This is a genomic window from Micromonospora sp. DT201, assembly GCF_049841575.1.
In the GTDB taxonomy this organism is placed as follows: Bacteria; Actinomycetota; Actinomycetes; order Mycobacteriales; family Micromonosporaceae; genus Micromonospora.
In genome coordinates this window covers 76,156-86,891 of the sequence record NZ_JBNCKP010000021.1, presented here as the reverse complement: position 1 = coordinate 86,891, position 10,736 = coordinate 76,156, and the positions used below count along the sequence as shown (strand labels likewise).

At 71.4% G+C, this 10,736-nt stretch carries 13 protein-coding genes; 2 read left to right on the top strand and 11 right to left on the bottom strand.

The window, feature by feature from the left end; translation table 11 throughout:
* Window positions 1-5: 5 nt before the first annotated feature.
* Genes ACLQ28_RS27780 through pyrR form a run of 3 tightly spaced genes read right to left on the bottom strand, consistent with a single transcriptional unit; the run spans window position 6 to window position 2,841 of the window.
* Window positions 6-1,337, bottom strand: a complete 1,332-nt coding sequence (locus ACLQ28_RS27780; protein WP_425689201.1) for a dihydroorotase — start codon at window positions 1,335-1,337, stop codon at window positions 6-8.
* Window positions 1,334-2,260, bottom strand: a complete 927-nt coding sequence (locus tag ACLQ28_RS27775) for an aspartate carbamoyltransferase catalytic subunit (protein WP_393245633.1) — start codon at window positions 2,258-2,260, stop codon at window positions 1,334-1,336. Before ACLQ28_RS27775 ends, ACLQ28_RS27780 begins: the two co-directional genes overlap by 4 nt.
* Window positions 2,257-2,841 (bottom strand): bifunctional pyr operon transcriptional regulator/uracil phosphoribosyltransferase PyrR, encoded by a 585-nt coding sequence (gene pyrR, locus ACLQ28_RS27770; RefSeq protein WP_425689200.1) that lies wholly within the window; start codon window positions 2,839-2,841, stop codon window positions 2,257-2,259. Before pyrR ends, ACLQ28_RS27775 begins: the two co-directional genes overlap by 4 nt.
* A 288-nt stretch (window positions 2,842-3,129) precedes the next feature.
* Between pyrR and ACLQ28_RS27765 the strand changes: the two genes are divergently transcribed.
* A complete protein-coding gene (locus ACLQ28_RS27765; RefSeq protein ID WP_007458348.1) occupies window positions 3,130-3,618 on the top strand; it encodes a transcriptional regulator BldD in 489 nt (162 codons plus the stop codon).
* Window positions 3,619-3,699: 81 nt separating this feature from the next.
* Here ACLQ28_RS27765 and nusB read toward each other — a convergent pair whose 3' ends face one another.
* From nusB to ACLQ28_RS27740, 5 genes are all read right to left on the bottom strand, one after another.
* Window positions 3,700-4,110, bottom strand: a complete 411-nt coding sequence (gene nusB / locus ACLQ28_RS27760) for a transcription antitermination factor NusB (RefSeq protein WP_425689264.1) — start codon at window positions 4,108-4,110, stop codon at window positions 3,700-3,702.
* 23 nt (window positions 4,111-4,133) lie between these two features.
* Complete coding sequence (gene efp / locus ACLQ28_RS27755) at window positions 4,134-4,691, bottom strand: elongation factor P (RefSeq protein WP_425689199.1); 558 nt, start codon at window positions 4,689-4,691, stop codon at window positions 4,134-4,136.
* 87 nt (window positions 4,692-4,778) lie between these two features.
* The gene (gene aroQ / locus ACLQ28_RS27750; protein WP_425689198.1) at window positions 4,779-5,204 is read right to left on the bottom strand and encodes a type II 3-dehydroquinate dehydratase; all 426 of its coding nucleotides are present in this window, start codon (window positions 5,202-5,204) and stop codon (window positions 4,779-4,781) included.
* A 58-nt stretch (window positions 5,205-5,262) separates the two neighbouring features.
* Window positions 5,263-6,342: a 3-dehydroquinate synthase gene (gene aroB / locus ACLQ28_RS27745; protein ID WP_425689197.1), complete on the bottom strand. Its 1,080-nt coding sequence runs from the start codon at window positions 6,340-6,342 to the stop codon at window positions 5,263-5,265.
* Between the two features lie 10 nt (window positions 6,343-6,352).
* On the bottom strand, window positions 6,353-7,351 hold the full coding sequence (locus ACLQ28_RS27740) for a helix-turn-helix transcriptional regulator (RefSeq protein ID WP_425689196.1): 999 nt from the start codon (window positions 7,349-7,351) through the stop codon (window positions 6,353-6,355).
* Between the two features lie 80 nt (window positions 7,352-7,431).
* Between ACLQ28_RS27740 and ACLQ28_RS27735 the strand changes: the two genes are divergently transcribed.
* A complete protein-coding gene (locus ACLQ28_RS27735) occupies window positions 7,432-8,160 on the top strand; it encodes an alpha/beta fold hydrolase (protein WP_425689195.1) in 729 nt (242 codons plus the stop codon).
* 102 nt (window positions 8,161-8,262) lie between these two features.
* Here the strand turns inward: ACLQ28_RS27735 and ACLQ28_RS27730 are convergent, their stop codons facing one another.
* The 3 genes from ACLQ28_RS27730 to ACLQ28_RS27720 form a co-directional block, all read right to left on the bottom strand.
* On the bottom strand, window positions 8,263-8,766 hold the full coding sequence (locus ACLQ28_RS27730; RefSeq protein ID WP_425689194.1) for a shikimate kinase: 504 nt from the start codon (window positions 8,764-8,766) through the stop codon (window positions 8,263-8,265).
* The gene (aroC, locus tag ACLQ28_RS27725) at window positions 8,766-9,944 is read right to left on the bottom strand and encodes a chorismate synthase (protein WP_425689193.1); all 1,179 of its coding nucleotides are present in this window, start codon (window positions 9,942-9,944) and stop codon (window positions 8,766-8,768) included. The genes ACLQ28_RS27730 and aroC overlap by 1 nt, the downstream gene beginning before the upstream one ends.
* A 164-nt stretch (window positions 9,945-10,108) precedes the next feature.
* A complete protein-coding gene (locus ACLQ28_RS27720; protein WP_425689192.1) occupies window positions 10,109-10,726 on the bottom strand; it encodes an acyltransferase in 618 nt (205 codons plus the stop codon).
* Between the last annotated feature and the right edge of the window lie 10 nt (window positions 10,727-10,736).

The following is a 10,736-nucleotide window of genomic DNA, read 5'->3' as shown; positions in this document are numbered from 1 at the left end:
CGCGCTCACTTGACAGCCTTTCCGTCCAGGACCGTCGGCTCGCCACGCAGGAAGGTCGCCACGATGCGACCCGGCAGCGTCATGCGGGCGTACGGGGTGTTGCGACTGCGACTGGCCAGCTCCGCCGGCTCGATGGTGCGGCGGGCGGCCGGGTCGACAAGGGTCAGGTTGGCCGGCACACCAGGCGCCGGGTCGACGCCGTGCCCGGTGAGCCCGGCGATCCGGGCCGGGGTCCGCGACATCCGCTCGGCGATCAGATCCCACTCCGGGCCGAGCACGTCCAGCGCGATGGAGAGGGCCGTCTCCAGGCCGAGCATCCCCGGCCGGGCGTACGCCCACTCGCACTCCTTGTCCTCCACGGCGTGCGGGGCGTGGTCGGTGGCGATGACGTCGACCACACCGTCGGCGAGCGCGGCACGCAGCGCGGCGACGTCGGCGGCCGTTCGCAGCGGCGGGTTGACCTTGAAGACCGGGTCGTAGGCTCCCGCTGGGCTCCAGCTGTTCGCGAGTGCGGGGCTCGCAAGCTCACTCCTCCCGCTCACGACCTCGTCGGTGAGCAGCAGGTGGTGCGGGGTGACCTCGGCGGTGACCCGTACGCCGCGCGCCTTCGCCTGACGCAGCACCTCGACGCTGCCGGCGGTGGAGACGTGGCAGACATGCAGGCGGCTGCCCACGTGCTCGGCGAGCAGCACGTCCCGGGCGATGATCGCCTCCTCGGCGACCGCTGGCCAGCCGATCAGCCCGAGCCGGGTGGAGACCTCACCCTCGTGCATCTGGGCGCCCTCGGTGAGCCGGGGCTCCTCGGCGTGCTGGGCGATGATCCCGTCGAACGCCTTCACGTACTCCAGAGCCCGGCGCATCAGCTTGGGGTCGGCGACGCAGTGCCCGTCGTCGGAGAAGATCCGCACCCGGGCCGCGGAGTCGGCCATCGCGCCCAGTTCGGCCAGACGCTCTCCGGCCAGGCCGACGGTGACCGCGCCGATCGGTTGCACGTCGACCATGCCGGCCTCGCGGCCGAGCCGCCAGACCTGCTCGACCACGCCGGCGGTGTCCGCGACCGGGGAGGTGTTGGCCATCGCGCAGACCGCCGTGTAGCCACCGAGCGCCGCCGCACGGGAACCCGACTCGACGGTCTCGGCGTCCTCCCGGCCGGGCTCGCGCAGGTGGGTGTGCAGGTCGACGAGGCCGGGCAGGGCGACCAGCCCCGTGCCGTCGACGACTGTGGCGTCCGGCGCGGACAGGCCGACGCCGACCTCGGCGACCACGCCGTCGCGGATCAGCAGGTCGGTCGGCGGGCCGCCGACGACACTCACGCTGGTGATCAGGTACGCGGTCACCGGTTGTTCCCTCCGAGCAGCAGGTACAGGACGGCCATCCGCACGGAGACCCCGTTGGTGACCTGTTCGACGATGGTGGAGCGGGGTGAGTCGGCGACCTCGGGGGTGATCTCCATCCCCCGGTTCATCGGGCCGGGGTGCATGACGATCGCGTGCTCGGGCAGCCGGCGCATGCGCGGGCCGTCCAGCCCGTAGCGGCGGGCGTACTCGCGCGCGGAGGGGAAGTAGGAGTCGTTCATCCGCTCCCGCTGCACCCGCAGCATCATCACCACGTCGACGTTGGGCAGCACGGAGTCGAGGTCGTAGGAGACATCGGTGCCCGGGGCGAGGGCCCCGGCGATGTCGACCGGGATGAGAGTTGGCGGGCCGACGAGGGTGACCTTGGCGCCGAGGGTGGAGAGCAGCAGCACGTTGGAGCGAGCCACCCGGGAGTGCAGCACGTCCCCGACCACCGCGACCGACAGGCCGGCGAGCCGGCCCAGCCGGGCCCGCATGGTGTACGCGTCCAGCAGCGCCTGGGTGGGGTGCTCGTGGGTGCCGTCGCCGGCGTTGACGACCGAACCGTCGACCCAGTTGGCAAGCCGGTGCGGCGCGCCCGAGGCGGGGTGCCGCACGACGACGGCGTCGGCGCCCATGGCCTGCAGGGTCAACGCGGTGTCCTTCAGGCTCTCGCCCTTGGTGACGCTGGACCCCTTCGCGGAAAAGTTGATCACGTCGGCGCTGAGCCGCTTCGCCGCCGCCTCGAAGGAGATCCGGGTGCGGGTGGAGTCCTCGTAGAAGAGGTTCACCACGGTCCGGCCGCGCAGCGCGGGCAGCTTCTTGATTTCCCGGCCGGCGACGGTGGCCATCTCGGCGGCGGTGTCCAGGATCTCGGTGGCGGTGTCGGCGTCGAGGTCCGCACCGGAGAGCAGATGCTTGATCATGAAGGGCTACCCCCGTACAGCCTGACCTCGTCAACGCCGTCGGTCTCGGCGAGCGTCACCTTCACGCTCTCGGCGAGCGAGGTCGGGATGTTCTTGCCGACGTAGTCGGCGCGAATCGGCAATTCCCGGTGGCCGCGGTCGACCAGGACGGCGAGTTGCACGGACGCCGGGCGCCCCACGTCGTTGAGCGCGTCGAGCGCGGCCCGGACGGTGCGGCCGGAGAAGAGCACGTCGTCGACGAGGATGACCCGCTTACCGTCGATCCCGCCGGACGGCAGCTCGGTCGGGCCCACCGCGCGGGTGGCGTGCCGGCGCAGGTCGTCACGGTAGAGAGTGATGTCGAGCACACCAACCGGAACGGCGACGTCCTCGAAGGTGCTGATCCGGGCGGCGAGCCGTCGGGCGAGGGGTGTTCCCCGGGTGGGAATCCCAAGAAGCACCGTGTCGGCGGCACCCTGGGTCTTCTCCAGGATCTGGTGAGCGATGCGATCGACCACGCGTTGCACGTCGGCGCTGGCGAGGATCACCTTCACCGAGGGTTGTCGCGGTGGTGACGAGCGGGCAGCCGGTGGGTATGCCACGGCGGACCTCCTTCCCCGCCTCACGGGACGGGTCGTTAAAGGATGTCGGGCACCTCCGGCCGGACCGCGCTGCGGACCTGGCCGGGGCTTCACGCCACGTTACCAGTGGTCACCGGGCCGATGGACGGCGGCCGCTGACCACCGGATCAGGCCAGCGAATCGGAGAAAACTTCCCGGACGCTCCTCAACGGTAGTGTCACGACCACTTGACCAGGTGTCGCATTCCCCGTACCGTCACGCTCCGTAGCGATCGACGGGAGAACCCCGAGCAGCACTGGGAGTGTCCGAATGCCCTCTGAATACGCCAAGTCTCTGGGCGCCCGCCTGCGCTCCATCCGCCAGCAGCAGGGTCTTTCCCTGCAGGGCGTGGAGGAGAAGTCGAATGGGCGGTGGAAGGCCGTGGTGGTCGGCTCGTACGAGCGCGGCGACCGGGCCGTGACGGTGTCCCGTCTGGCCGAGCTGGCCGAGTTCTACCGTGTCCCCGTCTCGGAGTTGCTGCCTGACGGCAGTGGCGTCCGTCACGAGCCCACCAGCAAGATCGTCCTGGACCTGGAGCGGCTCTACGACGAGGCCTCCGAGGACCTGGCCTACGTCGCCCGCTACGCCCGCGCCATCCAGCAGCAGCGCGGCGACTACAACGGCCGGGTGCTCTCCATCCGCGCCGACGACCTGCGGGCGCTCGCCATCGTCTACGACGCCTCGCCGTCGGGTCTGATCGAGCGGCTCACCGAGCACGGTGTGCTGGTGGCCGACCCCCGGGCGTTCTTCGCCTCCTGAGCTGTCGCTTGACGAAAGGGCCCGTGCCATCGGCACGGGCCCTTTCCGTTCGTGGTGCTGGATGCTGGTGCTGACTTCGGCTCAGCGGGAGGCGTACTCGGCGATCCGACCGAGCACCCCGTTGAGGAACCGAGGCGAATCGTCGGTCGACATGTGTCGGGCCAGCTCCACGGCCTCGCTGATCGCCACCGCGTCGTCGATCTCGTCGACGTAGAGCAACTCGTAGACGGCGATCCGGGCCAGATTCCGGTCGACGACCGGCATCCGCTCCAGCGTCCAACCCTCGGCGTAGCTGGCGATCAGCTCGTCGATCCGGTTGAGGTGCTCGGCGACACCCTCGACCAGGCCCACCGCGTAGCCCAGGTGCTCCGGTCGGGGCTGCTCGATCCGCTGCACGTAGCCGGCCAGCACCTCCACCGGAGGCTTGTCCCGTAGGTCGGCCTCGTAGAGGACATCCAGCGCCCGCTTGCGCGCCTTGCGGCGCGCCGGCATCTGCTGCTTGGAACCCTCAGCCATCAGGCGCGGCCGAGGTAACGGCCGTCGCGGGTGTCGACCTTGATCTTCTCACCGGTGGTGATGAACAGCGGCACCGGCACGGTGGCGCCGGTCTCCACGGTCGCCGGCTTGGTGCCGCCGGTCGAGCGGTCGCCCTGCAGGCCCGGCTCGGTGTAGGTGACCTCCAACACGACGCTGGTGGGCAGCTCGATGTAGAGCGGCACACCCTCGTGCTGGGCGACGGTCGCCTCCGCCTCGGGCAGCAGGTAGTTGGCTGCCTCGCCGACAGTGCCGCCGGGCACGTTGATCTGGTCGAAAGTCTCCAGATCCATGAAGACGAAGTCTTCGCCGTCGGCGTACAGGTACTGCATCGTGCGCTTGTCCACGGTCGCGGTTTCGACCTTGGTGCCCGCGTTGAAGGTCTTGTCGACCACCTTCCCGGACAGCACGTTCTTCAGCGTGGTGCGCACGAAGGCACCACCCTTACCGGGCTTGACGTGCTGGAACTCGACGACGGCCCAGAGCTCGCCGTCAAGGTTGAGTACCAGGCCGTTTTTGAGGTCGTTGGTGGAGGCCATTTCCTGCCTTGATCATCAATTGGCGGACAGACCCTGCGAGTCTACTAGCTGCGTCGAATTACCCGACCCCCCGCTCGGGGCGGCCCCTCAGCGGGCGGCCAGGTGGTGCAGAGCGAGGCGATAGCCGTCAATGCCGAGACCACAGATCACCCCGGTCGCCACCGCGGAGACCACCGAATGGTGCCGGAACTCCTCGCGGGCGTGGATGTTGGAAAGGTGCACCTCCACCAGCGGCCCCCGCAGCATGGCGCAAGCGTCGCGCACGGCGTACGAGTAGTGCGACCAGGCGGCCGGATTGAGCACCACCGCAGCGCCCTCGTCAGCGGCGGTGTGCAGCCAGCCGAGCAGTTCGTGCTCGGCGTCGGTCTGCCGGACCGTCACGTCCAACCCCAACTGCTCACCCGTCGATTCGCAGAGCGCCACCAGGTCGGCGTAGGTGGTCGCGCCGTACACCTCAGGCTCACGGGTGCCCAGCCGGCCCAGGTTCGGCCCGTTGAGGACGTACACCCTCATGCGGGGCCGCTCTTCGTTCGCGACTGCGGGGCTCGCAAACCCGGCTCACTCCTCGCGCTCACGGGGTGACCACCTCCTGGTACGCCGCCTCCAGCACCGCGTCATCCGGGCCTTCCAGCATCGCCGGGCGGGCCAGGCCGTCGAGCACCACGAAGCGCAGCCGGCTGCCCCGGGCCTTCTTGTCCACCCGCATCGCGGCCAGCAGCTGCGGCCAGGCGTCGGCCGGGTAACTCACCGGCAGGCCGAGCGCGGTCAGGGTGACCCGGTGCCGGTCGGCGGTCGGGGCGTCCAGTCGGCCGGCGAGCCGGGCCAGCGCGGCCGCATACACCAGGCCGACGGCGACGGCGTGGCCATGCCGCCAGCGGTAGCCCTCATTCTGCTCGATCGCATGGGCGAGGGTGTGACCGTAGTTGAGCACCTCCCGCACGCCCGACTCGCGCAGGTCACCCGCGACCACGTCGGCCTTGACCCGGATCGCCCGCTCGATCAGCTCCCGTGTCGCCGGCCCACGCGCGTCGGTGGCCGCGACCGGGTCGCTCTCGATGAGGTCCAGGATCGCCGGGTCGGCGATGAAACCGCACTTGACCACCTCTGCGAGCCCCGCCGTCAGGTCGGCTGCCGGCAGGCTGTCCAGGGTCGCCAGGTCGGCCAGCACACCGACCGGCGGGTGGAACGCGCCCACCAGGTTCTTGCCGGCGGCCGTGTTGATGCCCGTCTTGCCGCCCACGGCGGCGTCCACCATGCCCAGCAACGAGGTTGCCACCGGCACCCAGCGCACCCCACGCAGCCAACAGGCCGCGACGAAGCCGGCCAGGTCGGTCACCGCGCCGCCGCCCACCCCGACCACCGCATCGGTGCGGGTGAAGCCGGCCGCTCCGAGCCGGTCCCAACAGGCGGCCGCCACGTCGATCTGTTTGCCCGACTCGGCGTCGGGCACCTCGATCGGCAGCGGCTCGACGCCGGCGGCGCGTAGTCGCTCGCCCAGCGCGTCCGCGAGAGCCTTGAGCGGGGGCGCGTGCAGCACCGCCGCCCTGGTCGCGCCGGGCAGCAGGCCGGGCAACGCGCCCAGCAGGTCGCGTCCAACCAACACGTCGTACGGCCGCTCGCCGCCGACCGGAATCCGGGTCACGTCGTCCATCGCCGGCAGCCTAGTCGAGCGGGCGGCGTGGTGACGGCGTCTGCCCACCTGCTGGCCGGGCAGCCCATTCCGCCAGCAGGCGCGCGTGCTCGGCCACAGCCGCACGCAGCGCGTCCGGTTGCCGCACCGTGAACGCGCAGCCCAGCCCGGCGAGCAGCGCGGCCATACCGGGCAGGCTCTCCGCCCGGGCCCGCAGCAGCACTCCGGCGCTGGTGGCGGTCAACTCGGCCACGCTGGGCGGGACGCGGCGCTGGACGGCGACCAGATCCGTCTCCAGCAGCACCTCGACCTCGTGCGTGTAGGGCACGCCGACCAGCGACCGGGTCACCCGGGCCACCGGGTCGAAGCCGTCCGGCACGGTGAACGTCGCCTTTACGGGCGTCACGGTGCCGATCCGGTCGAGCCGGAAGGTGCGGACCTCGCCGCGCCGGTGGTCGTGGCCGATGACATACCACCGGCCGGCGTGAAAGACCAGCCCGTACGGATCGAGCTCACGCTGCGACTGCTCACCTCGCCAGGAGCGGTAGTCCAACGCCACCCGCTGTCGGTGTCGGGCGGCCGCGGCCAGGGTGAGGAGGGTGCCGGACGCCGGTCCCCGCTCCGGCTCCGCGCGCCGCAGGGTGAAGCCGAGGTGCTCCTGTACGGCGGTCAGCCGGTCGGCGAGTGTCACCGGGAGCACCCGGCGGATCTTGGCCAACGCGGTGGCGGTGGCCGGCAGCTCGGTGGCCAGCCCGACCCGTTCGGCGACGACCAGGCCGAGCAGCACGGCCACCGCCTCGTCGTCGGTGAGCATCAGCGGCGGCAGCTTGTACCCGGGGTGCAGCCGGTATCCGCCGTAGCGGCCCCGGTCGGCGATGACGGGGATGCCCAGCTCGACCAGGGTGGCCGCGTACCGGCGCACGGTCCGCTCGTCCACGCCGAGCCGGCCGGCGAGGTCGACGGCCGTTGACCGGTGCCGGGTTTGCAGAAGTTCGAGCAGGGCCAGCACGCGGCCTGCGGGATGAGACACGCGCCACTCCTCGAAACCGGGCGGAATCTGACCGGTTTCGATCGTACGGTCATGCGGTAACCGAGAGAAAGGAGCGACAGATGGCGACGTTCGTGCTGGTCCCGGGCTTCTGGTTGGGTGCCTGGGCGTGGCGGGAGGTGACCTCGACGCTGCGTGCGCAGGGGCACGAGGTATACCCGATGACACTGACCGGGGTGGCCGAGCGCGACCACCTCGCCGGGCCAGAGGTTGGCCTGGACACCCACACCACGGACATCGTCCGGCTGATCGAGACCGAGGCCCTGCACGACGTGCTGCTGGTTGGTCACTCCGGCGGTGGAATGCCGGTCGCCCAGGCGGCGGACCGCATCCCGGACCGGATCTCCCGGGTGGTCTATGTGGAGAGCGGGCCGTTACCCGACGGCGTCGCGCAGTTCGACACGGTGCCGCCGGAGGAGCAGGAGCGGCTTCGCGCGGCGATCGGCACCGGGCACCTGCTGCCGCCGCCAGCCTGGGATCCGGCCGCCGACCCGACCAACCTGGCCGGCCTGGACGAGCCGACGCTGGCCCTGCTGCGCGCCCGGGCCACGCCGCATCCGCTGGGGGCGGCCACCGACCCGGTGCAACGCACCGGCGGCCGGCCGGTGCCGACCGCACTGGTCGCCAGCACCTTTCCGCTGACCGTGGTGCGGCAGATGATCGGCGAAGGGCACCCGTTCTTCACCGGGTTGGCCGGTGGCCAGCTGTTCGAGCTGCCCACCGGGCACTGGCCGATGCTCAGCGAGCCGAAGGCCCTGGCCGACGTCCTCGACTCCGCCGCCCGAGGCTGAGGACCACCCCGCTGCGCCGATCTTGCAGTTCCGGTTGCCGAGATGCGGGGAATGCCCCCCTACGCCGGGACAGCAAGTGCAAGATCGGCGCGGCAGGTTGGGTCAGCGGGGTAGCAGGGCGGCCAGCTCGGCGACGACCGCCGCCGGGGTCCGACCGTCGGTGGTCACCGTCATGGTGGCGACCTCGGTGTACAGCGGCCGGCGCTGGTCCATCAGATGCTTCAGCGTGGCCCGCGGATTGATCGCCAGCAGCGGCCGGCCGGCGCCGAGCCCGACGCGCTTCACCGCGTCGGGCAGCTCGACCGAGAGGTGCACCACCCGGTGCCCGATCAGGGCGGCCCGGGTCTCCTCGGCCAGCACCGCGCCGCCACCGAGGGCGAGCACGCCCGTGCCGGAAGCCAGCGCCGCGGCCACCGCAGCCCGCTCCAAGGTACGGAAGTGCTCCTCACCCTCGTCGATGAAGATCTCCGGGATCGGCTTGCCGGCCATCTGCTCGATGTCGGTGTCGGTGTCGCGGAACTCCACCCCGAGGGTGGAGGCGAGCGCCCGCCCGATAGTGGTCTTGCCGCAGCCGGGCACGCCAACCAGCACGACGACCGGTGCCATCAGCGGATGACCAGCGCGTCGAGGTAGCCGGCAAGGTTGCGGCGGATCTCGGCAATCGAGTCTCCGCCGAACTTCTCGGTGGCCGCCTCGGCGAGCACCAGCGCCACCATCGCCTCGGCGACCACCGCGGCGGCGGGCACCGCGCAGACGTCGGAACGCTGGTTGATCGCGGTGGCCGGCTCGCCGGTTGCGACGTCGACGGTGGCCAGCGCCCGGTTCAGTGAGGAGATCGGCTTCATCGCCGCACGGACCCGCAGCGGCTCACCCGTGGTGATGCCACCCTCCAGGCCGCCAGCCCGGTCGGTGACCCGGCGGACACCGGTGGCCGACGCGATGATCTCGTCGTGCGCCTCGGAACCGCGGGACCGGGCCTGCTGCCAGCCGTCGCCGATCTCCACGCCCTTGATCGCCTGGATGGACATCAGCGCGGTGGCCAGTCGGGCGTCGAGTTTGCGGTCCCACTGCACGTGGCTGCCCAACCCTGGCGGCACCCCGTACGCCAGCACCTCGACCACGCCGCCGAGGGTGTCGGCGGCCTTCTTCGCGGCATCGACCTCGGCGACCATCAGGGCGCTGGCCTCCGGGTCGAGGCAGCGCAGCGGGTCGGCGTCGATCCGGGCGGAATCGGAAGGGGTGGGGCGCAGCCCGGCCTTCGCGGCCACCGGACCCAGCTCGACGACGTGCGAGACGATCTCGATGCCGAGCGCCTGACGGATCAGCGCCTTGGCGACCGTGCCGACGGCGACCCGGGCAGCGGTCTCCCGTGCGCTGGCGCGTTCCAGGATCGGCCGGGCGTCGGTGTGGCCGTACTTCTGCATGCCGGCCAGGTCGGCGTGGCCCGGCCGGGGACGGGTCAGCGGGGCGTTACGGGCCTGCCGGGCCAGCTCGTCGGGGTCGACCGGGTCGGCGGCCATCACCGTCTGCCACTTCGGCCACTCGGAGTTGCCGACCCGGATCGCCACCGGGCTACCCAGGGTGACCCCGTGCCGGAGGCCGCCGAGCACCTCGACCTCGTCCCGTTCGAACGACATCCGGGCACCCCGGCCGTAGCCCAGCCGTCGGCGGGCCAGCTCGTCGGCGATCTCGGTGGTGGTCACCTCGATACCGGCCGGCACCCCCTCCAGCATCGCGACGAGGGCGGGGCCGTGCGATTCACCTGCAGTCAACCAGCGCAACACAGCGGTCAGTCTGTCACGGCGTGCCACCAACCCGGCACGCTGCCCGCCGCGTCCCGCCCTGCGGACGCCTCCGGCGCGACGGAAAAGCCTGAAATCAGCTCGGCGCGCCGGGAAATCTGGTCGGCAACGACTACATCGACCCAGCTCGAGAGGTGTCCCCGCTCTCACACCTCCGTCAGCACGCCTGCCAGCTCCCGGTACTCACGGCCCGTACGCGGACAGACGAACCGGCCGTCCCCCTTGTCGGCCAGCGGCTCGCCCGCGTGGCCCACCCAGCCCACCCTGCGGGCCGGGACACCAACCACGAGCGCGAAGTCGGGCACGTCCTTGGCGACGACGGCACCCGCGGCGACCAACGCCCAACGCCCAACGGTCACAGGTGCCACGCAGACGGCACGAGCTCCGATCGACGCGCCCTCTCCGACGACCACCCCCACCGCGGTCCAGTCGTCACCGCCCTTGAGCCGGCCCTCCGGCGTCACCGCCCGCGGGTACTCATCGTTGGTGAGCACTGCCGCAGGCCCCACGAAGACGCCGTCGCCCAGCACGGCAGGCTCGTAGACGAGACCGTAGTTCTGGACCTTCACGTTGTCGCCGAGGCGTACTCCCGGCCCGACATAGGCGCCCCGGCCGATCACACAGTCGGACCCGAGGCGGGCATCCTCCCGCACCTGGGCGAGATGCCAGATCTTCGTGCCGGGCTGAATCGTCGCGCGTACGTCGACATCGGCGCCGGGCGCGACGAACACGTCGTTCCGGTGCGGCTGCGCAGAGTCGGTCATTCCGCTCCTC

Bases quoted from the DNA above. Each gene is read 5' to 3' on its own strand.
- nusB (WP_425689264.1), bottom strand. From the start codon at position 4,110: ATGCCGGCGCGCCGCAAGGCGCGCAAGCGGGCGCTGGATGTCCTCTAC.
- aroB (WP_425689197.1), bottom strand. From the start codon at position 6,342: ATGGACGACGTGACCCGGATTCCGGTCGGCGGCGAGCGGCCGTACGAC.
- ACLQ28_RS27765 (WP_007458348.1), top strand. From the start codon at position 3,130: ATGCCCTCTGAATACGCCAAGTCTCTGGGCGCCCGCCTGCGCTCCATC.
- ACLQ28_RS27735 (WP_425689195.1), top strand. From the start codon at position 7,432: ATGGCGACGTTCGTGCTGGTCCCGGGCTTCTGGTTGGGTGCCTGGGCG.
- ACLQ28_RS27775 (WP_393245633.1), bottom strand. From the start codon at position 2,260: ATGATCAAGCATCTGCTCTCCGGTGCGGACCTCGACGCCGACACCGCC.
- efp (WP_425689199.1), bottom strand. From the start codon at position 4,691: ATGGCCTCCACCAACGACCTCAAAAACGGCCTGGTACTCAACCTTGAC.
- aroQ (WP_425689198.1), bottom strand. From the start codon at position 5,204: ATGAGGGTGTACGTCCTCAACGGGCCGAACCTGGGCCGGCTGGGCACC.
- ACLQ28_RS27720 (WP_425689192.1), bottom strand. From the start codon at position 10,726: ATGACCGACTCTGCGCAGCCGCACCGGAACGACGTGTTCGTCGCGCCC.
- ACLQ28_RS27730 (WP_425689194.1), bottom strand. From the start codon at position 8,766: ATGGCACCGGTCGTCGTGCTGGTTGGCGTGCCCGGCTGCGGCAAGACC.